Origin of the sequence: Janthinobacterium lividum (assembly GCF_011601275.1) — a bacterium.
GTDB lineage: Bacteria > Pseudomonadota > Gammaproteobacteria > Burkholderiales > Burkholderiaceae_D > Janthinobacterium > Janthinobacterium lividum_E.
In genome coordinates this window covers 101590-127289 of the sequence record NZ_JAAOLY010000016.1, presented here as the reverse complement: position 1 = coordinate 127289, position 25700 = coordinate 101590, and the positions used below count along the sequence as shown (strand labels likewise).

The following is a 25700-nucleotide window of genomic DNA, read 5'->3' as shown; positions in this document are numbered from 1 at the left end:
CCCGCGGCGGCGGGGCGTGGAGAGTGCGATTACATTTTTGCAGCGATCAGCTTGCCGAGGATGGCGATGCCTTCACGGATGCGTTCCGGCGGCACCGTCACGAACGACAGGCGCAGGGTATGCGTGTCCGGCGTGTTGGCGTAGAACGGCGCGCCCGGCACGAAAGCGACCTTGTTGGCGATGGCTTCGTCGAGCAGTTTCATCGCGTCGATGTGTTTCGGCAGGGTGACCCAGATGAACATGCCGCCTTCCGGCTTCGTCCACGTGACGCCGGCCGGGAAGTGCTCTTCCAGCGCCGACAGCATGGCCTGGCACTGGTTGCCGTACAGGCTGCGGATGCTGGGGATGTGCCGGTCCAGGAAGCCATCCTTGATCACTTCATGCACGACCATCTGCGTCAGTTGCGAGGTGTGCAGGTCGGCCGCCTGCTTGGCCAGTTCCAGACGGCGCACGAGCGGCATCGGCGCCACCACGTAGCCGAGGCGGATGCCGGGCGTGAGCACTTTCGAGAACGAACCCATGTAGATGACGCCGTCCGGATTCATGTTGATCATCTTCGGATACGGCTCGCCGCTGTAGCTGAGGGCGCCGTACGGATCATCCTCGATCAGCGGCAGGCCGTGGCGGGCGCAGGTTTCCACCAGTTCCACGCGGCGCGCCACGGACAGGCTGCGGCCCGTCGGGTTCTGGAAGTTCGGCAGCGCGTACAGCAGGCGCGCGCCATCGGCGACGGGGTTGATCGACGATGGCACCAGGCCTTCGTCATCGGTATCGACGGAAACGAATTCGGGACGGTAGACGGAGAATGCCTGCAGGGCGCCCAGGTAGCTGGGGGTTTCTACCAGCACCTTGCTGCCTTCGTCGATCAGGACTTTGCCCAGCAAGTCCAGCGCCTGCTGCGAGCCGGACGTCATCAGCACCTGTTCCGGCAGGATGGTGCTGCCATTGCTCGACAGCGAGTCGGCGATCCACTGGCGCAGCGGCAGGTAGCCGTCGGTCGGGCCGTATTGCAGGGCCACCTTGCCATTGTTCGACAAGACCTTGTCAAACGCGGTCTTCATTTCTTCCACGGGGAAGGTGGCGGGCGAGGGCAGGCCGCCGGCAAACGAGATGATCTCGGGACGCTGCGTGATCTTCAGGATTTCGCGGATGAACGAGCTTTGCAGCTGTTCCGCGCGTTCGGCAAAGCGCCATTGGATCGGATTCGGATTTTCAATTTTCATACGAGTCTCACAGAAGATGCCGAGCTGCGCCGGCTGGATTTGTTGGCCCGCTTGTGGCGGTGCGTGCGCAAGCGGCGCCGGATAGGCGCCGCCATGATGCTGCCGTATTGTACGGCTTGCACGCCGCCGTGCCCATGCGCACGCGCAACGGCGTTGCAAATGGGCGTCAGGGAACCTTACTTCAGCTTGCGCCCGATGGCCACCACGGCGATCACGGCGCCGGCAAACAGTAGGCTTTCGCCCGTCAATGGCTCATTCAGCAGCACAGCCGCGCCCAGCAAGGTGAGGAAGGGCTGCAGCAGCTGCGTCTGTCCCACGCGCGCCACGCCGCCCAGCGCCATGCCCCGGTACCAGAAAAAGAAGCCGATAAACATGGAAAACACGGAGATGTAGGCAAAGCCCAGCCAGGCCGCGCCGCTGGCCTGCGCCATCAGCGCGCGCTGCGGCCAGGCATTCCACAGCACCACGGGCAAGACAAAAGGCACGGCCAGCAGTAGCGCCCAGGAAATCACGTGCTGGCCCGGCATGGCTTGCGCCAGGCGTCCGCCTTCCGCATAGCCGAGTGCGGCCAGCAGCACGGCGGCAAAGATCAGCCAGTCGGCCACGTGGAAGCTGCCGCCGCCCTGGCGCAGCGCGAACGCCACCACCAGAGCCGTGCCGAGCAGCGCCATCAGCCAGAATCCCGGGGAAGGGCGTTCCTTGCCGCGCAGTACGGCAAACACGGCGGTGGCCAGCGGCAAGATGCCCACCAGCACGGCGCCGTGCGAGGCGGGCAGGCTGCGCATGGCGACCGACGTCAGCCAGGGAAAACCCAGCACGCAGCCCAGCGACACGAGCGCCAGCGGCAGCCATTGTTCGCGGCGCGGCAGGGGGGCGCGCTGCTGCCACAGCCACAGGCCGGCCAGGCAAGCGGCGACCAAGGCGCGGCCCAGGGCGACAAAGGTGGGATCGAGTTCGGCCACGGCCAGCCGTGTGAAGGGCAGGGTCAGGCTGAAGAGGGCGACGGCGATCAAGCCCAGCAGCAGGCCTTTGCGGTCGGCGCCGAGGCGGGGAGGGTGGCCGGTAGGGGCGGTACTGGTGGTCGATGGCATGGGTTTCCTGGTACTGGCGGTAATGGAGGTGCGGGATGTGCGGCAGGCGTGGATTAATTCCCGCCGTACTGCTATCCTAGGGCTCAATAGCAATACAGTACAAATACACTTTCACGCATAATTTCACATACTGTCATGGTAATATGAGCAATACACTCCCTTTGCTGTCGCGCGCCTCTGGCGAAACCCTGATCGACCAGATCGCGCGTTCGCTGGCGGCGCGCATCGACGACAAGCTGCTGCGCGGCGGCGCGCGCATGCCGTCGATCCGCCAGTGCGCGGCCAGCCTGGACGTGTCGTGCGCCACGGTGGTGGCCAGCTACGACAAGCTGGTGGCGCGCGGCTACCTGGAATCGCGGCGCGGCGCCGGCTTTTTCGTGCGCGAGCGCTCGCCCCTGAACACGCCGGCGCCGCCCGCCGGCGCGCAGGATGCGGCGGCGCAGCCGATGGACGTGGTGTGGCTGATCCGTAACATGTTCCGCCAGACGCCGGCCATCCCCGCGCCCGGCATCGGCATGCTGCCCGCCGAGTGGCTCGATGGCGACCTGGTGGCGCGCGCCTTGCGCGACGTCAGCCGCCAGCCCGGCAGTCTGCTGTTGGGCTACGGCACGCCGCAGGGCTTCCTGCCGCTGCGCCAGCAGTTGCAGCTGAAGCTGGCGGGGCTGGAAATCGCCTGTCCGCCCGAGCAGATCGTCACCACGGTAGGCGTGATGCAGGCGCTGGACCTGGTGGCGCGCGAGTTTGCCCGCCCCGGCGAGACCATTTTCGTCGACGATCCCGCGTACTGGCTGATGTTCGGCGCCTTTGCCGCCATGGGCATGAATGTCATCGGCATCCCGCGTCTCGGCGACGGCCCCGATATCGCCGTGCTGGCCGAGCTGGCGGCCCTGCACCGTCCGAAGCTGTACGTGATCAACTCGGTGCTGCACAACCCCAGCTCGACGTCGCTGTCGGCGGCCAAGGCGTTCCAGGTGCTGCGGCTGGCAGAACAGCACGATTTCCTCATCGTCGAGGATGACATCTATTGCGACATGCACCCGGGTGGCGCTGTGCAGCCAGCCACGCGCCTGGCCGCGCTGGACCAGCTGCGCCGCGTGATTTACCTGGGCGGCTTTTCCAAGAGTCTGGCGGCGAACCTGCGCGTGGGCTTCATCGCCACCTCGCCTGAGCGGGCGCAGCGCCTGGCCGACCGCAAGATGCTGGCCACCCTGACCACCAGCGACATCGGCGAGCGCGTCGTGTATAAGATCCTGTCGCAGGGGCTGTACCGCAAACATGCGGAGCGCCTGCGCGCGCGGCTCGACAAGGTGCGCGACGGTACGTACCGCAAGGTCGAACGGGCGGGCTTGCGCTTCGATCCCGCGCCGGCCGGCATGTTCGTGTGGGCCGATGCGGGCTGCGACACGAATATATTGGCCGAGAAGGCGCTGGCCGAGGGGCTGGTGCTGGCGCCGGGCAGCCTGTTTTCGCCGCGCCAGCTGCCGTCGACCCGCATGCGCCTGAACCTGGCCACGGTGCAGGACGAGCGCATCTGGGCGTTTTTCGCCCGCGCGCTGGGTTAGCGGCGACTTTCGGCAGTCGCTCTTGAAATCGCTTGTACCATCCCCAACTCCGTAGAATCCGTCCCATCCACAAGACTATGAGGTAAAAATGGCTGTCTCCGAAAAGCAAACCCTGGGTTTTCAGACCGAAGTGAAGCAAATGCTGCACCTGATGATCCATTCCCTGTACTCGAACAAGGAAATCTTCCTGCGTGAATTGATCTCGAACGCGTCCGACGCGGCCGACAAATTGCGCTTTGAAGCGATCGATAACGACGCCCTGTACGGCAACGATCACGAATTGAAGATCAAGGTCGGCTTCGACAAGGATGCGCGCACCATCACCATTTCCGACAACGGCATCGGCATGACCCGCGACGAGGCGATCTCGCACCTGGGCACCATCGCCAAGTCGGGCACCAAGGAATTCTTCGGTAAACTCTCCGGCGACCAGCAGCAGGACGCGGCCCTGATCGGCCAGTTCGGCGTGGGCTTCTATTCGGGCTTCATCGTCGCCGACAAGATCACCGTCGAAACGCGCCGTGCCGGCGCGGACGCCTCCGAAGGCGTGCGCTGGGAGTCTGCCGGTGAAGGCGATTACAGCATCGAGACCATCGAAAAAACGGGCCGCGGCACGGACATCATCCTGCACCTGCGCGAAGGCGAGGACGAATTGCTGTCGAGCTGGAAGATCAAGTCCATCATCCGCAAGTACTCGGACCATATCTCGCTGCCGATCGTGATGCGGAAGGAAGAGTGGGACGACGAGAAAAAAGAAACCGTCCTGAAGGACGAATTCGAAACCGTCAACCAGGCCAGCGCCCTGTGGGCCCGCAACAAGGCCGACATCACGCCGGAACAGTACGACGAATTCTACAAGCACGTGTCGCACGACTTCCAGTCGCCGCTCACGCACACGCATAACCGCGTGGAAGGCCGCAGCGAATACACGCAGCTGCTGTACATCCCGGCCAAGGCGCCGTTCGACATGTGGGACCGCAACAAGCGCGGCGGCATCAAGCTGTACGTCAAGCGCGTCTTCATCATGGACGATGCCGAGCAGCTGATGCCGACGTATCTGCGCTTCGTGCGCGGGGTGATCGACTCGGCCGACCTGCCGCTGAACGTGTCGCGTGAAATCCTGCAGGAGTCGCGCGACGTCAAGGTGATCCGCGAAGGCTCGACCAAGCGCGTGCTGGGCATGCTGGAAGAACTGGCGAATGCGGACGAGCAGGACAAGAAGGACAAGTACGCCGTCTTCTGGAAGGAATTCGGCCAGGTGCTGAAAGAAGGCATCGGCGAAGACGCTGCCAACAAGGAACGCCTGGCCAAGCTGCTGCGCTTTGCATCGACGGCCAACGACAGCGACGAGCAAATCACGTCGTTCGCCGACTACGTGGCGCGCATGAAGGAAGGCCAGGACAAGATCTATTACGTCACGGCCGACAATTACGCCGCCGCGAAAAACAGCCCGCACCTGGAAATCTTCCGCAAGAAGGGCGTCGAAGTGCTGCTGCTGACGGACCGTGTCGATGAATGGATGCTGTCGTTTATCCAGGACTTCGAAGGCAAGGAACTGGTTTCCGTCGCCAAGGGCGGCCTGGACCTGGGCGCGCTGGAAGACGAAGCGGAAAAGAAAGAGCACGAAGAAACGGAAACCTCGTACGCCGACCTGGTGGGCAAGATGAAGACCGTGCTGGCCGACAAGGCCAAGGACGTGCGCGTCACGTTCCGCCTGACCGATTCGCCAGCCTGCCTGGTGGCCGATGAAAACGAATTGTCGGGCAACCTGCTGCGCATGCTCAAAGCGGCAGGCCAGAGCGCGCCGGAATCGAAGCCGATTTTGGAAATCAACCCGAACCATCCGCTGGTGACGCGCCTGAAATACGAAGACGCGGAAGGCGGCAAGTTCGGCGACTGGGCCAACATCCTGTTCGACCAGGCCATGCTGGCCGAAGGCGGCTCGCTGGCCGACCCGGCCAGTTTCGTCAAGCGCCTGAACGAGTTGCTGCTCAATACGGCGAAGTAATTCAGATGCAGGTCGGATGAGCGGGGCCGCCGAGCCCAAGCGTCGTCCGACAGCCGCAGCGGCGGCTGATGCAACGAAGCCGGCCCTTTCGTCATGGAAGGGCCGGCTTTTTTCATGGATGCGGGCCCGCTCGTTCAGGCAAACAAGGCCGGTTTGCCCACCATCAGCGCGCAGATGGCCAGAAACACGGTCACCTTGACAATCAGCCAGGCCTTCAGCCTGGTGTTTGACAATGCCGTGCCGTTTTCTATCTTTTGTTCCTGCCGGTCGGCCCAGAAATGATCGATGGCCTGCGTGCCGATGAACAGCGCCAGCGACAGGCGCATCCAGCCGGTTTGCAGCCAGGCCCACTGCTGCTGGTACAGCAGGACCAGCCCTCCAATCAACAAAGCCCACCCCGCGATGCCGATCTGCTGATGCAGCATATGGAGCGTGGCGCGGCCGGCATCGTTGCGCAGCAGGTGCAGCAGGCGCGGCGCCAGCATCAAGGGGCCGAGAAAGGCGATGGCGGCGACTACGTGCAGTATCAACAGCAATTGGTAGGTATTCATGGTGCTCTCATGGTGGCGGGAACGCATGTCCCGGAAGCGTTTAGAATACGGGCACGCCCCTCACATTGACTACTCGCATTCATGACCAACACCGCAGCTCAGGCAGAACCGCGCAAGCGCCCGACGCAAGCCAGGTCAAGGGCGACCGTCGCGGCCATGCTGGAGGCGGCGGCTCGCATTATCGAGACCCATGGCCGGGCCGCGCTGACCACCAACCACGTGGCCGAGCGCTCCGGTTTCAGCATTGGCTCCCTGTATCAGTACTTCCCGTCAAAAGAGGCGCTGCTGGCCGAACTGCTGCGACGGGAGCGCGCCATGCTGATGCACGATGTCCGGCAAGCAAGCGAGTCAAAGGCCGGTCTGGCGCAGGCGCTCGAACAGTGCGTCGTCGCAGCTCTGCGACACCAGTTCGGCCGTCCCGCGCTGGCGCTGGCGCTGGAATCCATACCGGCATCGCGGGCCATGCAGGAGGAAGATGACGTGCTGCGGCAGGCCCTGTGCGGCCAGATGGCGGCCTTGCTGGCGCGGCATGGCGTGCATGCTCCCGAGACTGCCGCCGCGGACATGATCGCGCTGTGCCGCGGCATGATTGACGCCTCGGCACAACGCGGCGAAACCGATGCAGCGGCCCTGTTGCCGCGCTTGCGCCGTGCCGTGCATGGTTATCTCCACGTGTCATGGCCGGACGCCGTCGATGCCGGTGGCTCCGGCTGGGACCCGCGCCAGGCAAGTCAACCGCTCACCTCGCCAACAAAATCGCTATGATGCGGTGTTGCACGGGACGATACGGATGATTGCCATGAAAAACCGCCTGATGGCGGGCCTGGGCGCGCACGCGCTGGGCTGCCTGCTGTTTATTGTGTTGAGCTGGCTGGGGTTTTACCTGTACACGCAGCTGTTCGGCAGCCTCGGCTCGCGCGGCGTGGCGGGCGGCCTGGCCCTGCTGCTCGTGTTTTACGTGTACGCGGGCACGAATCTGCTGCTGGCGCTGCTGCCGCCCGGCTGGTGGAAGCCTGTGCTGTGCGCCTTGCTGGGCGCGGCCGTGCTCGCGTATCTGCTGCCCCAGCATCCGCTGCGGGCGATTTACTTCAGCGTGCTGGCGGGCGGCTTGAGCTGGCTGGCCGTGCTGGCCAGCGCGCGTTTAAGCCGATATTTGCGCGGCTGACAGGCCGTCGATAAAAGCGGCGACGGCGATGGCGGCCGCTTCCGGCGCCGCCTGCAGCAGCATGTGCGGCGCGGCGATGTCAACTAGTTGCGCGCCCGGCGCCTGCCGCAGTATCTGCACGGCGTTCGCGGGCGGCACCAGGCGGTCGTGGCGGGCGCGCAGGTACAGCACGGGCAGGCTGCCGCGCGCGAAGCTGCGCGTGGCGTCGTTTTCCAGTATGGCGCGCAGGCGCTGGCGCAGCACGCTGGGCGGCACCTGCGCCAGCGCCGCTGCCAGTTCCGCCTGCAGTTGCGGCGTGGAGTGGGGCGCCAGCAGCGCCTGGCGCAGGGCGAAGCCGGGCATGGCGCCAAAGGGTACAAGGCCCAGCAGGTGGCGCAGCGGCGCCAGCATCGGGCGCGGATTGCGCACGAATGAACAGCACAGGACCAGGGCGCGCATGCCGGGCGGCGGATCGGCGCGCAGGGCGGCCCCCAGCGGCCCTGAAAACGATTCGGCCAGCACGACGAACGTGCGGTCCTGCGGCAGGCGCTCGCGCACGTATGCTTCCAGCGCCGCATAGTCGAGTGGCGCGGCAGGATAGGCGATGGCCAAGGTGGCGATGGCGGTCTGCGTGCGCAAGGCGGCGTCGAAATGGTGGAACAGACTGGCCGTGCCATCCATGCCGGGCAGGAGGACAAGCAGGGGCGAGGCGTGGGTTGGTGTCGTCATTGCGGCCATCATAACAGCCGCGCCGGTACACACGCCGTCCGCCAGCCGCAGGGCATGGGGGCTGGCGCCATGCTAGAATCGCCGGCGCGCCATGCGTGGCCGCAAGAGCGGTCAAATCCCCGACAGACAGAATCATGCATATCATTTTTTCGAATTACCGCACCCTGGGCGGCGCCTTGCTGGCAGCGGCCTGCATCCTTTCCCAGCCCGCCCGCGCCACGGCGGCGCCCTCGGCGCCGGCCGGGAAAAGCCTGTCGTCCTTGCTGGCCGGTGGTCCCTTGCCGCGCCTGAGCGAAGACCCGCAAGTGCGCGCGGCCCTGTTCGATTTCTTCGGTTACGCGCGCGGCAGTTACACGGAAGACGATGAGCTGCTGCTGGCGCAGGCGCTCGAAGCGATCAGCGAAAAGCGCGATGCCACGCGCACCGTGCTGGCCGACGGCCGCCAGTTGCTGGCGTCGATGAATGACCGCAAGCAGGGCCGCGAACGCGGTGCCATGCTGCTCGACAAGCGCGGCGCCATCCTCGCCTTTGGCCTCGTCAACGGGCATTGCCGCCTGGAGGGCCAGCCGCTGGCGAAGGTCTGCAATCCCGATCCGAATGCCGTGCTGACCGTGTTCCACCGCAAGGGCATGCTGGTCGGCGATGCGGCGCCCCTGCTGGCCTGGGCCCGGCAATTGCCGCCCATGCTGGCGCTGATCGCGGGCGACAAGGAAGCGGGCGCCGATGGGCAGAAGATCGCCACGGTCGAATATGTGCTGGCGCAGCCGGCCCTGCCGGGCTGGAACCGCGCCCAGCTGCCGCCCGCGTATCCGCCGGCGCTGTTGCCGCTGCTGCTCGATAAGTCCACGGTGCTGACGTCGGCCGGCGCCGGCGTGTTTGCCTATCCGCTCACCTTGAAGGGCAAGAAACAGAACAATGTGCTCGACCATGCGGAAGGCCGCCCGCCGCGCGACCTGGAAGTGGCGCTGCGCAGCTATGCCAGCTTCGACACGGTGGTCGAGCGCTACCGCCAGCTGGCCAAGGGCGCCCGGCTGCAGCGCAACGAGCGCACGGCCTACCTCGATGGCGACATGGGGCAGGGCAGCTACCGCGTCTACATCCGCAACACGGGCGCCGATGGCGTGATGATCGACGTGGCGCTGTGGCAGCGCAAGCTGGCCGCCAGCCGCTGAACTTAGTTAGGGCGCGCCTGCTCGTAGCCCAGATGCGCCAGCTGCGCGGCGATGGCGTCGTCGCGGGTTTTTTTGCCCGTGCGCAGGCGCGCATGCGTGAGGGACGGGGGCAAGCCATGCGCCAGCAAGGCGTCGATGTCGAGCATGGTCTCGGATGCCGACAGCTGGCGCAGGGCGGGCAAGGCGGCGAGGCCGGGCAGGCTGTCGAGCGTCTTGCAAGTGTGCAGATGCAGGCGTTCGAGCACGGGGTTGGGACCCAGCGCGATCTGCCGCAGCTTGATCTGGTCTTCCACCCATAGCGCCTGCAGCAGCGGGAAACGGCCGATGTCGCCCAGTGTTTCCAGGCCGCGCATGCGTATCACTTCCAGTTTCCGCAACAGCGGCGCCTCGATGTGCGCGAGCGATTCGCGCCCGCCCAGCTGCAACAGCAGCCGGTCAAGGCGGGCCATCTCCGAGATGAAATCGAGCGGCACCTTGTTCTTGATGCGGTACAGCGACAGCTCGTGCAGCGCCGGCAGGCTGGCCACGGTGTCGATATGCTGGTCGTGGCCTTCGATGGCCAGGCTGGCCAGCTGCGCGTAGTGGCGCAGGGGCGCCAGGTCGATATTGTTTTTGGCCGATTCGCCCAGGTTCAGGTATTCGAGGCCGCGTAAATTGTCGAGCTGCAGGATGTCGGCCTGCGTCAGCTTGTACACGCCCAGGCTCAGGCGCTTCAGGTGGCGCAGCTCGCCCAGGGTTTCCAGATGGATGGCTTGCCAGTGGCAGTCGATGGACAGGCTGGCCACATGCGGCAGCGCGCGCAGGATGCGGGCATCGAACACCCTCGGGTCGTAACCGTAGATGCGGATGGTCAGCGCCGTGCCGCAGGTGGCGGCCAGGGCGTCGAGATCGGCCAGCAGCGGCTCCGGCTCGCCCAGGGTATCGAACTGCACCAGCACCTGCTGGCCGCCCGCGATGGCGGCGCGGATCGCCCCGGCGTCGATGCGCCCGGGGTTCTGGATGCGTAGCGGCTGTCTTGCCTGCGTCATGGTCACAGTCCTATCGGGTAGTCGACTTTCCTGGGAGGAGGGCAGCCTTCCGGCCCCGGAAACGTCTGCTTGCCCGTGTCGTCGTAGCGCTTGCCGCACTCCACGAGCACGCGCTTGCGGAAGGTGTAGATGCTGGCCACCTTGCCATTCGGGTGGTAGCAGATATTGTCGCCGTCGCGGTCGGCCGAAGCATAGCTGATCATGGTCTCGCCGTTGACCGTGCGCGTGCTGTGGCCGCTGCGCGGCTCCGTGCATTTGAGCTGGCCGCTTTCGTAATAGACGTTCAAGACGGAGGTGTCGGCGGCGCGGTCGACCAGCAGTTCATCCTTGCGCTTGCCGTTCGGGTAGTTCGAATAGCCTTCCTGGCGCTGGCCGTACTGGAAGGCGTAGTAATACTGCGGCTTGCCGTCCGGGTAGTACATGTGGTGGTACTCGCACACGTCGTCGCGCGTGCTGCCGTACTCCTTGAAGGTGCAGCGGTGGATGTCGTTGAACAGCTGGCCGTCTTCATAGTATTCGCGCAGGTGCGTGAGCAGGCGGCCCTGGTCGATGACGGCCAGGCGCTCCGGCTTGCCGCTCGGGTAGTAGCGCGCGTCCAGGCCCTGCTTCTTGCCCATCTCCCACAAGGTATCGAGGCGCAGGATCTTGCCGCTGTCGTCGAACGCCTGTTCGCGCCCATCGAGCTGGCCGTTGCGGTAGTTGGCCGTGTAGACCACGTATTCCTTGCCGGCCGGGCCCAGATAGCGCGTGCGGCTGCCTTCGAGCACGCCGGCCTGGTAATGGTCGCGCTGGCGCAGCGCGCCTTGCGCATCCATATCGAGGCCCTCGCCCTGTTTTTTGCCTTTGACGAAAGTGACGCTTTGCGTGGCCTTGTCCTTGAGCTTGAGCTTCCACGGCCCGTCGCGCAAGCCTTCGATGAAGCTGCCGTCGCCGTCTTCCGTGATCCACGCGCCATGGCGCGAGCCGTTCACGTAGTTGCCGCGCGTTTGCAGCTTGCCGCCCATGCTGCGTTCGTGCGGGCCGTTCAGCTGGCCGCCCGCGTAGGTGTCGAAGCCCGTCACTTCCTCTGCATCGGCATAGTTGACGACCGTCCAGCGGCCTTCGCGCTTGCCGGCCCGGTACATGCCGCTCTCGCTCTGTCTGGGGTAATTGAAGTACCACATGCCTTCTTGCAGACCGTCGACGAAATGGCCCTTTTCGCTGCCTTCGTGCATGCCGTCGCGCACCCACAAACCCTGGCGCTTGCCTTTCGCGTACTGGCCCCGCTCGACCACCGAGCCGTCGTCCCAGGCCAGGCTGTAGATAACGGAAGGGCCTTCCTGGCTGCCCGTGAACTGCTTCGGCGCCGTTTCCCACGTCACTTGCCACAGGCGGTAATTACGCAGGATGCCGGCGCCCGCATCGCTGTACAGAGTGTAGCTGGCGGTCAGAAAACGGTCGCCTTTCTTCTCGAAGGTTTTCTTGTAGATGATGGCGTCCTGGCTGCCAGCCTCCACGGGCTTGCCCTCGTCGCTGTAGTAGCCGACGACGGTGCCCTGCGTATGATCAATGGCGTCGAAGTCCGCATTGCCGCTCTTGCCGCGCGCGACGCTGTAGTCCATCGGCGCCAGCTTGGCCAGCGCCGCCTTGACCTGGCCCGCGTTGCGGGCGGCGCTTTGCGCCACGATGCGGTTCAACGCCGGCTGCAAGCCGTCCAGGCGCCGGTACTTGCCGGAACTGCGGTGGTAGCGGTAGGCGCGCAAGCCGTTCTTGCCGTCCTGGCGGAACAGCACCAGCATGGTTTGCACGCTTTCGTCCGACTCCTTGTCCAGCGAGGCGTAGAAGACGGAACGGATGACGGCGTTGCCGAACTGGTCGAGCAAAATGGGTTTCGAGGTGCCGTCCTTGCACTCGCAGTAATAGCCGTTGACCCCCTCTTTTTCCTTGAGAAAGGCGACGTCGAAGCCGCTGTCCTGCGATGCAGTGATGGCGGGATGGGCGAGGGTCTTGCCTTCGTAGAAGGGCGCGCCGTGGGCAAGGGCGGAGCAAAGCAGCAAGGGCAGAAGCAGACGTTTCATCGTGAGGCTGGCGCCGGGGCGCCGCAATGGAAAGGCCACGATTCTGCCTGCGTTCTTACTTGTGGGCAAATGGGCGCGCGTCTATCGTGTGCGCGCCCTGGTTCACGGCTGGTGCGCGGCGCAGAAGTCCAGCAGCAGCTGTTCGCCGTCCGGCCACGGGCCGTAGCCGGCGTCGCCGTTGATATGGCCGGCGTCGCCGATCATGGTGAAATCGCTGCCCCAGGCGGCGGCAAACGCGCGTGCCCGCGCGAAGCTGACGTAGGGATCGTCGCCGCTGGCGACCACCAGGCTGGGAAACGGCAAGGCTTGCAGCGGCATCGGTGCAAAGCCCGTCGTGCCTGCGGGATAGGAGGGCGCTTCCACATCGCTGGGGGCGACGAGGAAGGCGCCGGCGATCTTGTGCGGCGAACCGCTGGCCGCCCAATGGGCCACCAGCGTGCAGGCCAGGCTGTGCGCCGCCAGCACGGGCGGGCGCTCGCAGGCGGCGATGGCGCGGTCGAGTTCCGCCACCCATTCGTCCTTGTCCGGCGTCTGCCATTCCCGGTGCGGCACGCGCGACCATTGCGGATGCCGCGCTTCCCAATGGGTTTGCCAATGCTGCGGCCCGGAATTCCACAGGCCGGCCAGGGTCAGGACCAGAGGCGACATCATTTCTCCTTTTGAAATTGAAATCAGAGCTCCGTGCGTAAGGCAAAGAGCTCGGGGAACAATACCACGTCGAGCATCTTGCGCAAATAGCTGACGCCCGCCGTGCCGCCCGTGCCCGTCTTGAAGCCGATGATGCGCTCGACCGTCGTCACGTGGCGGAAGCGCCAGAAGCGGAAGGCCGTTTCCAGGTCGACCAGCTTTTCGGCCAGCTCGTACAAGGCCCAGTGTTTCGACGGGTCGCGGTAGACTTCCAGCCACGCCGCCTTGACGGAGGCGTCGGCGCTGGTCGGCAGGGTCCAGTCTGCGTTCAGGCGCTCGGGGGCGATAGGCAAGCCGCTGCGCGCCAGCAGCTTGATCGACTCGTCGTAGACGGATGGCGTGCGCAGGGCGGCGTCGAGCACCTTGTAGGTTTCCGGAGCCGTCGTGTGCACGTTGAGCAGGGCCGCGTTCTTGTTCCCCAAAATGAATTCGATTTCGCGGTACTGGAAGGACTGGAAGCCGGAAGAGGCGCCCAGGTAGGGACGGATGGCCGTGTATTCGGGCGGCGTCATGGTGGCAAGCACGTCCCAGGCGTGAACGAGCTGGTCCATGATGCGCGCCACGCGGGCCAGCATTTTAAAGGCGGGCGCCAGGTCGCCGCTTTGCAGGTTGGCGCGCACGGCGTGCATTTCGTGCAGCATCAGCTTCATCCACAATTCGCTCGTCTGGTGCTGCACGATGAACAGCATCTCGTTGTGGTTCGGCGACAGCGGATGCTGGGCCGTGAGGATGCGGTCCAGCGCCAGGTAATTGCCGTAGCTCATGGATTCACTGAAATCCATCTGCGCTCCATGCCACTCGGTGCCTTGCTGGGCGCCGGCATGCATGGGGCAGCCGCTCGTGTTTTCCTTGTTCATATTCTTGTCGTCGCTCATGGGGTGATTCAGGTGACGGCATCGCGCTTGGCGGCGATGTCGTAGGCTTGGGTGTCGAGGATGTCGCGCAGGATTTCCACGGCATCCCACACGTCGGCAAAGCTCGTGTACAGCGGCGTGAAGCCGAAGCGCATGATGGCCGGTTCGCGGTAGTCGCCGATCACGCCGCGCGCGATCAGCGCTTGCATGACGGCATAGCCGTGCGGGTGCGTGAAGCTGACCTGGCTGCCGCGCCGCGCATGCTCGCGCGGCGTGACGAGGCCCAGCGGATGGCTGGCGCAGCGCTGCTCCACCAGCGCGATGAACAGATCCGTCAGGGCCAGCGACTTGCGCCGGATGGCTTCCATGCTTGTTTGCGCAAAGATATCGAGGCCGCATTCGACGAGGGCCAGCGAGAGTATCGGCTGCGTGCCGCACAGGGCGCGGGCGATGCCGTCTGCCGGCGCGAAGCCCGGGTCCATGGCGAACGGCGTGGCGTGGCCCCACCAGCCGGACAAGGGCTGGCGGAAGCGCGCCTGGTGTTTTTCCGGCACCCAGATGAAGGCGGGCGCACCAGGACCGCCATTCAGGTATTTATAGGTGCAGCCGACGGCCAGGTCGGCGCCGGCGCCGTTCAGGTCCAGCGGCACGGCGCCGGCCGAATGAGCCAGGTCCCATAGCGCCAGCGCGCCCTGCGCATGGCAATGGCTGCTGATGGCGGCCATGTCGTGCTGGTAGCCGGTGCGGTAGTTCACGTGCGTGAGCATGGCGACGGCGCAATCGGCAGCGATGGCTTGCGCCAGTTCTTCGGGGCTGTCGACCAGACGCAGCTGGTAGCCGCGGTCGAGCCAGGCGGCCAGGCCTTGTGCCATGTACAGGTCGGTGGGGAAATTGCTGCGTTCGCTGACGATGATGCGCCGCGCCGCATGCGCGGGATCGCTGGCCTGCATCTGCAGGGCGGCGGCCAGGGCCTTGAACAGGTTGACGGAGGTGGTGTCGGTGATCGCCACTTCGCCCGTGCCGGCCCCCAGCAGCGGCGCCAGGCGGTCGCCCAGGCGCTTGGGCAGGTCGAACCAGCCGGCCGTATTCCAGCTGCGGATCAGGTCCGTGCCCCATTCAGCCGTGATGACGTGCTGGGCGCGGGCCAGGGCCGCTGTCGGCCGCGCGCCCAGGGAATTGCCGTCGAGGTAAATCACGCCTTGCGGCAAGTCGAATTGCTGGCGCAATGGCGCCAGGGGATCGTCGAGGTCGCGCGCGTTGCAGTCATGTCGAGAAATCATGGTGGCTTTCATGTTGATACTTATCTCAATGGCACGATATTGCTTGAAGCTTAAAGTATTGTGCGGAAGCAGGCAGTGTAGCAAATCCATGCCGAAAAGCGGAATTTCCGCGCTGGATGAAGCGCGGAAAGTGCCGTCCTGCGGGGCGTCAACGAAAAAAATCACGATTTTTAAAAATATTTTCAAATAACCCTAAAGTTTTCCCGAGGGCCGCCGTCAACGATTACATGAACGGTGTCAAACCGGCCGAAAAAGAATGCGGGTTTTTGAAATATTTTTCAAAAAAGCCCTAAAGTTCCTGCCAAGGCAGCCGTTATCTAGGTAGACAGGCTTGATTCCAATCAAGTTGTTGTAAAAAAGTGATATTTTTTACAGGCCAAAAGTTGGCTAAATCCGGCATGGAGCCACCCACCCACATCCGCGCCGTTACTGGCGTGCGACCATGATCGAGCAGTGTTTGTCAGACAAACACCTACGGTCCTATCCGCTATTCCCCGACCAAAAATACAGCGCTGCGCCTCTGTTGCGTTTAATGTTGCTCCTGCAGAATGTATCTCACTGGCAACAAACAATGCCAGCTGAATTCAACGGATTGAGGAGATGGAAATGACTGCTAACGACATGATGGCTGAGATTCGCGACGCTAACCTGAGCTACCTGATGCTGGCCCAGCAAATGATTCGTGCGGACAAGGTAACGGCCATCTTCCGTTTGGGCATTGCCGCCGACATCGCCGAACTGATCGAAGGCATGAGCAATGCGCAGATCCTCAAGCTCGCTGGCGGCAACATGATGCTGGCCCGCTTCCGCTTCGACGACAGCGCCATCCTGGGCATGTTGACGAACTACAATAAAGACCGTTCGCTGGCCCAGTCGCACGCTGCCATTCTCATGGCAGGCCAGGGCGTCGAAGAAATCGCTTGATTCGGCAAGCTTTCAGTCAGTAGCAGTTAGTTAGTATCAGTCAGTCGCGGAGTACACAGCATGGCCAAGAAAAGTGTCGTATCGGAAGCGCAGGAAATCCAGCTGGCCATCGAATTGATACAGCTGGGTGCGCGTTTGCAACTGCTGGAGACGGAAGTCTCGCTGTCGCGCGAACGCCTGCTGAATCTGTACAAGGAATTGAAGGGCGTCTCGCCGCCCAAGGGCATGCTGCCGTTTTCCACCGACTGGTTCCTCACCTGGCAACCGAATATCCATTCCTCGCTGTTCATCAATATCCACAAATTCCTCGTCGAGCACGCCGGCGCCACGGGCATCGAAGCCGTGATGAAGGCCTATAAACTGTATCTGGAACAGATGCCGCCCGAAGCGGGCGAAGAGCCGCTGCTGTCGCTGACGCGGGCCTGGACCTTGGTGCGCTTTTTCAGCAGCAAGATGCTGGATATGGCGCCCTGCGGCAAGTGCGGCGGCAAGTTCGTCGTCAACTGCCTCGACCTGAACGCCGATTATGTGTGCGGCCTGTGCCACATGCCTTCGCGGGCCGGCAAGACCAAGAAGGCGCGCGATGAAGCGGCCGCTGGTGCATCGCCGGGTGTCGCCGCCTGATACTGTCCCCTATAAATAGCCTCAGTAAAAACCGGAGCGGTCGCCAGACCGGACTCCGGTTTTTTCATGGTGCTTTCGCTTACACTGGCGTTTTCCTCCTTTAACTTGCCCATGCTGCAGCAAATCCTGCGCGCGCCCGCGCTCAAGGCCATCCTGATCCAGGTGTTGGCCTTTCCGTTGATGTTGCTATTGGTATATGGCCTGGCGCGCGCCGGCGTGGCCATGTCGCTGCCTGCCGTGGCGCTGGTGCAGGGCGTGCTGGCGGCGTTTATTACCTGGCGGGCGGGATTGGCGCGCTGGTGGTGCGCCATCGGCCTGCTGTTTGCGCCTGCCTTGCTGGCGGCCAGCCTGCTCGATTTGCCCCCGGCCGTATTCCTGGCGGCTTTTGTTTTCCTGCTGAGCCTGTATTGGTCCACGTTTCGCACGCAAGTGCCGTTTTATCCTTCGGGGCCGAAGGTGTGGCAGGCCGTGGCCGAGCTGATCGCGGACCGTCCCGGCGTGCGGCTGGTCGATATCGGCAGCGGCCTGGGCGGCCTGGTGCTGGACCTGGCGCGGCGCCGGCCCGACGGGCGGTTTTCCGGCATCGAACTGGCGCCGCTGCCGTGGCTGGCAAGCCGCCTGCGGGCGAAGCTGGCGGGCAGCCGCGCGCGCTTCCTGCGCGGCGACTACGAAGCGCTCGACTTCGGCCGCTACGATGCCGTGTTCGCTTACCTGTCTCCGGCGGCGATGGCGGCCCTGTGGAGCAAGGCGGAAAGGGAAATGTTGCCCGGTAGCATGCTTCTTAGTTACGAATTCCAGATCGCGGCACGCGAGCCCGATAAGACCATCGCCGCCACAGAGGGTGGTCCTTTGCTTTACATATGGTGCTTTTAAGCAATTGTCTGCGTTATTTGCTTGCCCGTGGGGCAATCTCACGTTATTGTAGTTCCACACGGCATTTTCTCGGAATTGCATTGAAAATCAACACATTTCAATTAACTTCCGGTTGCTTTTTTGCCGCAGTCTCCGCCGGCGGCGCAGCCGCCAGAAGACAGGAACAGGTTTGAACATGCCGGGCACACAGCCCCGGCCATTATTGGGAGTCAGGGCACTTGTTAGTCATAATTGGATACATCATCGTCTGCGCCTCGGTCTTTGGCGGCTTCGCAATGGCCGGCGGCCATCTGGCGGCGCTGTTCCAGCCGCTGGAGTTGCTGATGATCGGCGGCGCCGCCCTGGGCGCCTTCCTTGTTGGTAACAATAACAAGGCCATCAAGGCGACGATCGCCGCCTTGCCGAGCCTGTTCAAGGGTTCGCGCTATACCAAAGAGCTGTACATGGAACTGATGTCCTTGCTGTTCGAAGTGCTCAGCAAGGTGCGCAAGGAAGGCTTGATGTCGATCGAAGGCGATATCGACAAGCCCGAGGAAAGCCCCCTGTTTTCGAAATACCCGGCCGTGCTGGCCGATCACCACATCGTCGAATTCATGACCGACTACCTGCGCCTGATGGTGTCGGGCAATATGGATGCGTTCCAGATCGAAAATCTGATGGACAATGAAATCGAGACGCACCATCACGAAGGCGCCGTGCCGGCCCACGTGATCGCCAAGGTGGGCGATGGCTTGCCCGCGTTCGGTATCGTCGCCGCCGTGATGGGCGTGGTGCATACGATGGAGTCGGTGGGCATTCCGCCGGCCGAGCTGGGCATGCTGATCGCGCACGCGCTGGTCGGCACCTTCCTCGGCATCTTGCTGGCCTACGGTTTCGTCGGTCCGCTGGCCAGCCTGCTCGAGCAAAAGCTGGAAGAGTCGAGCAAGATGTTCCAGTGCGTGAAAGTGACCCTGCTGGCCAGCCTGAACGGCTATGCGCCGGCGCTGGCCGTGGAGTTCGGCCGCAAGGTGCTGTTCTCGACCGAGCGCCCGACGTTCAACGAGCTGGAAGACCACATCAAGAAATCGAAAACGAAGTAAGCAGTGAATACACGCTTGGACACCATGAGTCATTTGCAGCACACGGAAGGGGGACGCCATGGCCGATGAAGGCATGCGCCCGATTATCGTCAAGCGTATCAAGAAGACGGCTGGCGGGCACCATGGCGGGGCGTGGAAGATCGCCTACGCCGACTTTGTCACGGCCATGATGGCCTTCTTCCTGCTGATGTGGCTGCTGGGCTCCACCTCGAAGGGCGACTTGAACGGCATTTCCGAATTCTTCAAGACGCCCTTGAAAGTGGCGATGGCGGGCGGCTCCGGCAGCGGCGAGAGCAATTCCGTGATCCAGGGCGGCGGCCAGGATCTGTCGCGCCAGGATGGGCAGGTGCGCAAGGCGCAGGAAGAGCAGCAGCGCAAATCGTTCGACCTCAATTCCGCCAAGGCCGCGCTCGAACGCGAGGAAGGCAAGCGCCTGCAGGCGCTCAAGGCGCGCATCGAAGCGACCATCGATGCCAATCCCCTGCTGAAAAAATACAAGAACCAGTTGCTGCTCGATATCACCAGCGAAGGCTTGCGCATCCAGATCGTCGACGAGCAGAACCGTCCGATGTTTGCGCTCGCCAATGCGAATCTGCAACCGTACACCAAGGAAATCCTGCACGCCATCGGCTCCGTGCTCAATGAAGTGCCGAATCGCATCGGCCTGTCCGGCCATACGGATTCGACGCCCTACATGAGCGATGCCGGTTACAGCAACTGGGAATTGTCGGCCGACCGCGCGAATGCGTCGCGGCGCGAACTGGTGATCGGCGGCATGAAGGAAGAAAAAGTCTTGCGCGTGGTGGGGCTGGGTTCGGCCGCCCACCTGGACAAGCTCGACCCCTTCAATCCGATCAACCGGCGCATCAGCATCATCGTCATGAACAAGCGCACGGAAGAAAATGTCCTGCGCGATGGTTCGGCGATCGAGCTGCCGGTGACCGATGCCGCTTCCGCCGCTGTCGCTTCAGGGCTGGCGGCCGGTGCGCCGCCCGCGGCGGCGCCAGTCCCCGCCCCGGCAGCGGCGAAAAAATAACACGCAAGTCTGTCGACGCGTGGTGTATTGAAACAATGAGACCTTTATGACAAGAAAGAAAATACTTGGCTCGCATGTAAAGCGCCTGCTGTCTGGCGTGTCGGACCATGGCCGCAAGCACTTGACGGAGGTGGAAACCGACCTGGTGCAGACCGGCATCTTGCTGGAAGAGGCGATCGAGAAGCTGTCCTTCAATTTCATGGCGATACACGCAGCCGTCGCTGCGCAGCAAGACACCATCGCGCTGCTGCTCGACGGCGGTATTCCGGCCGAGCAGCAACGGGAAAAACTGCTGGCGTTGCAGGATGAGGTGGGGGGCTATGTGAATGCCGCCATCACCAGCCTGCAGTTCCAGGACATGACCAGCCAGCTGATCGAGCGCACCTTGAAGCGCGTGACGGGCTTGCGCGAGTTCCTCGGGACCCTGGGCGAGCATGGCGCTGAGATGTTGCCGGAGAGCGACAATGAAGAAATTGTCGCCTTGCTGGGTCGGGTCAGCATGGCGCTGGCGATTCAAAGCCTGGAGTTGCGCAGCGTGCTGCGCAAGGCTGTCAGTCAACAGCATTTGGAAAGTGGCGACATCGAGCTGTTCTAGCATGCCAATGCGGAGCGCTTGTGGTTGCATGGATTGATTAATCAAATACTCGGGCAGGGTGCCCGGAATAAGTGGGAGCAAAGATGGCCAAAACGATACTTGCAGTGGACGATTCCAGCTCATTGCGCCAGATGGTGGCGTTCAGCCTGAAAGCCGCCGGTTACCAGGTGGTGGAGGCCGTCGACGGCCAGGACGGACTGGAAAAAGCCAAGCTGCAAACCGTGGACCTGGTATTGACGGACCAGAACATGCCGCGCATGGATGGCCTGGAACTGATCAAGCTGCTGCGCGAGCTGCCGACCTACCAGAAGGTGCCCATCCTGATGCTGACGACGGAGTCGTCGGACGAGATGAAGTCGAAGGGACGTGCCGCCGGCGCCAATGGCTGGCTGGTCAAGCCGTTCGATCCGCAACGCCTGATCGAAGTGGTCAAGAAGGTGATCGGCTGATGCCAGCCGCGCAGTGCAATGATGCAATTGACGGAGTCACCCTATGACCATCGATATTAGCCAGTTTTTTCAGGTCTTTTTCGATGAGGCCGAAGAACTGCTGGCTGAAAAAGAACGGCTGCTGCTGGCCGTCGATATTGCGGCGCCCGACGCCGAAGACCTGAACGCCATTTTCCGTACCGCCCATTCGATCAAGGGCGGCGCATCGACGTTCGGTCTCTCCGACATGAGCGAGGTGACGCACATCCTCGAGTCGCTGCTCGACCGCATCCGCCAGGGCCAGATGGCCCTGACGGCGGAACACGTCGACGCCTTCTTGGCGGCCAAGGATATCCTCAAGATGCAGCTTGACGGCCATCGCCTCGGCAGCGCCGTCGACCAGGATGCCGTGGCCAATGTGCGCATGATGCTGCAGTCGTTCTCGCATGACGTGCCCGTGGCTGCGCTCACGCCCGTCGCACCAGCCTTCCATACGGCGGAAAAGGCGGCCGTCAGCCATGCCGGCGGCCATCGCATCCGCCTGGAACTGCCAGCCATGGAGTCGCGCGAAGTCGATGCGCTGGCGGCCGAACTGGGCTTGCTGGGCGACGTCGCCGTCTCCGCCTTGCCCGACGCGCGCAAGGTGCTGGAAGTGACGACGCATGAAAGCCTGGACGATATCCTGGCCATCTGCTCGTTCGTGCTCAATCCGGACGACATGGTGATCACGCAGGCGCCGCCGCTGGCGCCAGGCGAAGCCGAAGCGGCCCGCGCGGCGCAGGAAAAGGCGCAGGGCTACGGTTTCTTCGACCCGCTGCCAGGCGCGCCTGCCGCGCAGGGCGCGACGGACCCCGGCTATGGCTTCTTCCAGCCGCTCGAGGACATCCGCGCCGCCGCCGGCGTGCAGAGCGACGCCGAACAGGGCTACGGTTTCTTCCAGCCCATTGAGCAGATTCGCGCCGACGCGGCCAAGGCTGGCAACGCCAGCGCTGCCGCCGCGCCTGCCGTGGCCAGCGCCGTGGCCGAAGCGGAGCAGGAAAAGAAACCGGCCAAGAAAGAAGGCGACAAGGCCGGCGCCGAATCGTCGTCGATCCGCGTCTCGATCGAGAAAGTCGACCAGCTGATCAACCTGGTGGGCGAACTGGTGATCACGCAGGCGATGATCGAGCAGCGCGCCAGCGCGCTCGACCCGATGCTGCATGAAAAGCTGCTCGACAGCGTCAGCCATTTGACGCGCAATACGCGCGACTTGCAGGAAGCGGTGATGTCGATCCGCATGATGCCGATGGATTTCGTCTTTTCGCGCTTCCCGCGCATGGTGCGCGACCTGGCCACCAAGTTGGGCAAGAAGGTCGATTTCATCACCAATGGCGCCGCCACGGAACTGGACAAGGGCCTCATCGAGCGCATCGTCGATCCGCTCACGCACCTGGTGCGCAACAGCATCGACCATGGCGTGGAAATGCCGGCCGCCCGGGTGGCCGCCGGCAAGACCGAGGCCGGCCGGCTGTTCCTCTCGGCCAGCCACCAGGGCGGCAACATCATCATCGAGGTATCCGATGACGGCGCGGGCTTGAACCGCGAGCGCATCCTGGCCAAGGCCGCGCAGCAGGGCCTGGACGTATCCGAGACGATGAGCGACGCCGACGTGTGGCAGCTGATTTTCGCGCCCGGCTTTTCCACCGCCGAAGCCGTTACCGACGTGTCGGGCCGCGGCGTGGGCATGGATGTCGTCAAGCGCAATATCAGCGCCATGGGCGGCGTCGTCGACATCCGCTCGGCCAAGGGCTTCGGCACGACGATTTCCATCTCGCTGCCGCTGACCCTGGCCATCCTGGACGGCATGTCGATCAGGGTCGGCGACGAAGTGTATATTTTACCGCTGGGCTTTGTCATCGAATCCTTGCAGCCAGCCGTTGAAGACATCAAGGACATCAGTGGCAAGGGGCAGGTGGTGAAAGTGCGCGGCGAATACCTGCCATTGATTCCGCTGTACCAGATGTTCGACATCGCGCCGCGCTTTACCAGCCCGTCGGAAGGCATCTGCGTGATCCTCGAGACGGAAGGGCGCAAGGCGGCCCTGTTTGTCGACGACCTGGTGGGACAGCAGCAAGTCGTGGTGAAAAACCTCGAATCGAATTACCGCAAGGTGGTGGGCATTTCCGGCGCCACCATCCTGGGCGATGGCGGCGTGTCGCTGATTCTCGATGTCGCCGCCCTGATCCGTTCCTCGCGCCAGCTGGCCGACGAGTCCATTTTTTCGTAATACCGATAGATAAAGATAGGAAAACGCACCATGTCAGATACTCAACAAACATCCGGAAGCAATGCGGGCGACGGCAAGGACATCGCCGGCCGTGAATTCCTGGCCTTCACCCTGGGCTCCGAAGAGTACGGCATCGATATCCTGAAGGTCCAGGAAATCCGTGGTTATGAAGCGGTCACCCGCATCGCCAACGCGCCTGAATTCATCAAGGGCGTGATCAACCTGCGCGGCATCATTATTCCCGTGGTCGACATGCGCATCAAGTTCAACCTGGGCACGCCCGTGTACGACCAGTTCACGGTGGTGATCATCCTGAACATCGGCGGCCGTATCGTCGGCATGGTGGTCGACAGCGTTTCCGACGTCACCACCCTGACGCCGGAGCAGGTGAAACCGGCGCCGGAAATGGGCACCGCCTTCTCGACCGACTACATGATCGGCCTGGGCACCATCGACGAGCGCATGCTGATCCTGGTCGACATCGACAAGCTGATGTCGAGCAGCGAGATGGGCCTGATCGACAAGCTGGCGGCGTAAGCCTCCGCATGGCAGCAAGGCGGCGCCCGGTGCGCCGCCGTTTTAGCACGCAAAGAATCACTACAGATATGCATGTACCGGCGCGAGCAGTATTGAGAGGCGCCGGCAGGCTGCAAGGTCCGACAGAGACCAGGCCACAACACGGCGCCGTCCGGTTGAACGGGCGCCGTTCACATAAATATTGGAGACTGTAATGAGTTTGCGCGATTTCAAGATAGGCACCCGGCTGGGGATAGGTTTTGGCAGCATCCTCGCCATCCTGGTGGTGGTGATCGTTTCGGCGAATGCACTGAATTACCGTAACAAGGCCCAGCTGCTGACGGGCCTGGAGCTGGCAAGCGAAAAGAATACGCAGGCGTCGCTGATGAAAAGCGCGATGCTGGAAACCGGTATCGCCATGCGCAATATCGGCCTGCAGGGCGATGTGAGCCTGATGCAGGCGGAAGAGGGCAAGGTGCGCGCGCAGCGCAAGCTGTACGACGGCGCGCGCGGCAAGCTGGCCACCCTGGGCCTGTCCGATGGCGAGAAGGCGCTGCTGGCCAATATCGCCAAGGTCGACGGCGAAGTCGATGCCGCCTTCAAGGAAGCGATGGGGCAGGTGCTGGCGTTTAACAGCGAGGGCGCGGCGAAGGTGATCGCCACCCGCATCGATCCCTTGAACAAGACGACCCTGGCCGATATCAACAAGCTGCTCGACTTGCAGCACGTGGCGCAGCAAAGCTTCATGGACGACTCGCTGGCGGCCGATGCGCGCCTGATGACGGTACTGTTCATCCTGGGCGGCGCGGCAGTGGCGATCGGCGCCTGGTGCGCCATCTTCATCACTCGCTCGATCACGGTGCCATTGTCCGGCGCCCTGGCCGTGGCGCAGAAGGTGGCTGCCGGCGAACTGACGTCGCGCGTGGTGGTCCAAGGCAAGGATGAAACGAGCGCGCTGCAGCAGGCATTGAAGGACATGAACGAGAGCCTCGTGCAGACCGTCAGCGACGTGCGCAAGGGCACGGAAACGATCACCGTGGCATCGCGCGAGATCGCCAGCGGCAATGCGGACCTGTCGGCGCGCACGGAAACGCAGGCCAGTTCGCTCGAAGAGACGGCGTCGTCGATGGAAGAGCTGACGTCGACCGTGAAGCAGAACGCGGACAACGCGCGCCAGGCCAACCAGCTGGCCGTGTCGGCATCGTCGGTGGCGGAGCAGGGCGGCAAGGTGGTGGCGCAAGTGGTCGATACGATGGGTTCCATCAAGGACAGCTCGCGCAAGATCGTCGACATCATCGGCGTCATCGACGGCATTGCGTTCCAGACGAATATCCTGGCGTTGAATGCGGCCGTCGAAGCGGCGCGCGCAGGCGAGCAGGGACGCGGTTTTGCCGTGGTGGCGTCGGAAGTGCGCAATCTGGCGCAACGATCGGCTGGCGCAGCCAAGGAAATCAAGGGCCTGATCGGCGACTCGGTCAACAAGGTTGATGCGGGCAGCCGCCTGGTGGACGAGGCGGGGCAGACCATGGGCCTGATCGTCACGTCGATCCGGCAGGTGGCCGACATCATGGGCGAGATCACGGCGGCAACGCAGGAACAGAGCCACGGCATCGAGGAAGTGAACCAGGCCATCGCGCAGATGGACCAGATGACGCAGCAAAATGCGGCGCTGGTCGAGGAAGCGGCGGCGGCGGCCGAAAGCATGCAGGAGCAGGCACAGAATCTGGGCGCCGCCGTCAGCATCTTCAAGCTCGACGGCGAGAGCGCGGCGCAGGCGGCCATGCCCGCGCCCGCGCCGGTAGTCAAGGCGGCGGCACGGCCGGCGCCGAATGTGGCGGCAAATACACGGCGGTTGGCAAAGACGGCGCAAGCCGGCTCGCCACCGCCCGCGAAAAAGCTGGCGGCGGCCGGCGGCGACGATTGGGAAGAGTTCTGACGGCAACCCGGTCCCGCTAGTTATACTTGCAAAGGCA

24 protein-coding genes are annotated in these 25700 nt (G+C 63.5%); 15 read left to right on the top strand and 9 right to left on the bottom strand.

What is annotated here, in order from left to right; all coding sequences use genetic code 11:
* Window positions 1–29: 29 nt before the first annotated feature.
* Both GYK42_RS22495 and GYK42_RS22490 read right to left on the bottom strand, forming a co-directional pair.
* Window positions 30–1223 carry a PLP-dependent aminotransferase family protein gene (locus GYK42_RS22495; RefSeq protein ID WP_046684799.1) on the bottom strand — a complete coding sequence of 398 codons (1194 nt, stop codon included), beginning with the start codon at window positions 1221–1223 and terminating at the stop codon, window positions 30–32.
* A gap of 176 nt (window positions 1224–1399) precedes the next feature.
* On the bottom strand, window positions 1400–2314 hold the full coding sequence (locus tag GYK42_RS22490; RefSeq protein WP_166449275.1) for a DMT family transporter: 915 nt from the start codon (window positions 2312–2314) through the stop codon (window positions 1400–1402).
* Window positions 2315–2457: 143 nt separating this feature from the next.
* On the opposite strand from GYK42_RS22490, the gene GYK42_RS22485 reads away from it, so the two are divergent.
* Window positions 2458–3876: a PLP-dependent aminotransferase family protein gene (locus GYK42_RS22485; protein ID WP_240943709.1), complete on the top strand. Its 1419-nt coding sequence runs from the start codon at window positions 2458–2460 to the stop codon at window positions 3874–3876.
* A gap of 88 nt (window positions 3877–3964) precedes the next feature.
* Window positions 3965–5884, top strand: a complete 1920-nt coding sequence (gene htpG, locus GYK42_RS22480; RefSeq protein ID WP_166449274.1) for a molecular chaperone HtpG — start codon at window positions 3965–3967, stop codon at window positions 5882–5884.
* A 134-nt stretch (window positions 5885–6018) separates the two neighbouring features.
* Here htpG and GYK42_RS22475 read toward each other — a convergent pair whose 3' ends face one another.
* Window positions 6019–6435: a hypothetical protein gene (locus GYK42_RS22475; protein WP_166449273.1), complete on the bottom strand. Its 417-nt coding sequence runs from the start codon at window positions 6433–6435 to the stop codon at window positions 6019–6021.
* A gap of 81 nt (window positions 6436–6516) precedes the next feature.
* Between GYK42_RS22475 and GYK42_RS22470 the strand changes: the two genes are divergently transcribed.
* Entirely contained in the window at window positions 6517–7200 is a 684-nt protein-coding gene (locus GYK42_RS22470; protein WP_166449272.1) for a TetR/AcrR family transcriptional regulator, read from the top strand.
* Window positions 7201–7234: 34 nt separating this feature from the next.
* Complete coding sequence (locus tag GYK42_RS22465) at window positions 7235–7600, top strand: hypothetical protein (protein WP_166449271.1); 366 nt, start codon at window positions 7235–7237, stop codon at window positions 7598–7600.
* Here the strand turns inward: GYK42_RS22465 and GYK42_RS22460 are convergent.
* On the bottom strand, window positions 7577–8308 hold the full coding sequence (locus GYK42_RS22460; protein WP_166449270.1) for an alpha/beta fold hydrolase: 732 nt from the start codon (window positions 8306–8308) through the stop codon (window positions 7577–7579). The two genes, GYK42_RS22465 and GYK42_RS22460, sit on opposite strands and share 24 nt — an antisense overlap.
* A gap of 134 nt (window positions 8309–8442) precedes the next feature.
* Between GYK42_RS22460 and GYK42_RS22455 the strand changes: the two genes are divergently transcribed.
* On the top strand, window positions 8443–9480 hold the full coding sequence (locus tag GYK42_RS22455) for a hypothetical protein (protein WP_166449269.1): 1038 nt from the start codon (window positions 8443–8445) through the stop codon (window positions 9478–9480).
* 2 nt (window positions 9481–9482) lie between these two features.
* Here the strand turns inward: GYK42_RS22455 and GYK42_RS22450 are convergent, their stop codons facing one another.
* The 5 genes from GYK42_RS22450 to kynU all read right to left on the bottom strand — a co-directional run bounded on the left by GYK42_RS22450 (window position 9483) and on the right by kynU (window position 15386).
* Window positions 9483–10508: a hypothetical protein gene (locus tag GYK42_RS22450; RefSeq protein ID WP_166449268.1), complete on the bottom strand. Its 1026-nt coding sequence runs from the start codon at window positions 10506–10508 to the stop codon at window positions 9483–9485.
* Window positions 10509–10510: 2 nt separating this feature from the next.
* Window positions 10511–12565, bottom strand: a complete 2055-nt coding sequence (locus tag GYK42_RS22445; protein WP_166449267.1) for a toxin-antitoxin system YwqK family antitoxin — start codon at window positions 12563–12565, stop codon at window positions 10511–10513.
* 102 nt (window positions 12566–12667) lie between these two features.
* A complete protein-coding gene (locus tag GYK42_RS22440; protein WP_166449266.1) occupies window positions 12668–13213 on the bottom strand; it encodes an RBBP9/YdeN family alpha/beta hydrolase in 546 nt (181 codons plus the stop codon).
* A gap of 23 nt (window positions 13214–13236) precedes the next feature.
* The gene (kynA, locus tag GYK42_RS22435) at window positions 13237–14127 is read right to left on the bottom strand and encodes a tryptophan 2,3-dioxygenase (RefSeq protein ID WP_166449265.1); all 891 of its coding nucleotides are present in this window, start codon (window positions 14125–14127) and stop codon (window positions 13237–13239) included.
* An 8-nt stretch (window positions 14128–14135) separates the two neighbouring features.
* Complete coding sequence (gene kynU / locus GYK42_RS22430; RefSeq protein WP_166449264.1) at window positions 14136–15386, bottom strand: kynureninase; 1251 nt, start codon at window positions 15384–15386, stop codon at window positions 14136–14138.
* Window positions 15387–15992: 606 nt separating this feature from the next.
* Here kynU and flhD point away from each other — a divergent pair.
* From flhD to GYK42_RS22380, 10 genes are all read left to right on the top strand, one after another.
* Window positions 15993–16310, top strand: a complete 318-nt coding sequence (gene flhD / locus GYK42_RS22425; protein WP_010396649.1) for a flagellar transcriptional regulator FlhD — start codon at window positions 15993–15995, stop codon at window positions 16308–16310.
* A 60-nt stretch (window positions 16311–16370) separates the two neighbouring features.
* Window positions 16371–16934 (top strand): flagellar transcriptional regulator FlhC, encoded by a 564-nt coding sequence (gene flhC / locus GYK42_RS22420; RefSeq protein ID WP_058048488.1) that lies wholly within the window; start codon window positions 16371–16373, stop codon window positions 16932–16934.
* Between the two features lie 111 nt (window positions 16935–17045).
* Window positions 17046–17807, top strand: a complete 762-nt coding sequence (locus tag GYK42_RS22415; RefSeq protein ID WP_166449263.1) for a class I SAM-dependent methyltransferase — start codon at window positions 17046–17048, stop codon at window positions 17805–17807.
* 218 nt (window positions 17808–18025) lie between these two features.
* Window positions 18026–18886 carry a flagellar motor stator protein MotA gene (gene motA, locus GYK42_RS22410; protein ID WP_034758373.1) on the top strand — a complete coding sequence of 287 codons (861 nt, stop codon included), beginning with the start codon at window positions 18026–18028 and terminating at the stop codon, window positions 18884–18886.
* 58 nt (window positions 18887–18944) lie between these two features.
* Entirely contained in the window at window positions 18945–19922 is a 978-nt protein-coding gene (gene motB, locus GYK42_RS22405; protein WP_046684787.1) for a flagellar motor protein MotB, read from the top strand.
* Window positions 19923–19968: 46 nt separating this feature from the next.
* Window positions 19969–20517 carry a hypothetical protein gene (locus GYK42_RS22400; RefSeq protein WP_034758366.1) on the top strand — a complete coding sequence of 183 codons (549 nt, stop codon included), beginning with the start codon at window positions 19969–19971 and terminating at the stop codon, window positions 20515–20517.
* 83 nt (window positions 20518–20600) lie between these two features.
* Window positions 20601–20966: a response regulator gene (locus GYK42_RS22395; protein ID WP_034758362.1), complete on the top strand. Its 366-nt coding sequence runs from the start codon at window positions 20601–20603 to the stop codon at window positions 20964–20966.
* 43 nt (window positions 20967–21009) lie between these two features.
* Window positions 21010–23211 (top strand): chemotaxis protein CheA, encoded by a 2202-nt coding sequence (gene cheA, locus GYK42_RS22390; RefSeq protein WP_166449262.1) that lies wholly within the window; start codon window positions 21010–21012, stop codon window positions 23209–23211.
* Between the two features lie 30 nt (window positions 23212–23241).
* Entirely contained in the window at window positions 23242–23748 is a 507-nt protein-coding gene (locus GYK42_RS22385) for a chemotaxis protein CheW (RefSeq protein WP_034758356.1), read from the top strand.
* A gap of 193 nt (window positions 23749–23941) precedes the next feature.
* Window positions 23942–25663 (top strand): methyl-accepting chemotaxis protein, encoded by a 1722-nt coding sequence (locus GYK42_RS22380; RefSeq protein WP_166449261.1) that lies wholly within the window; start codon window positions 23942–23944, stop codon window positions 25661–25663.
* Window positions 25664–25700: the final 37 nt, after the last annotated feature.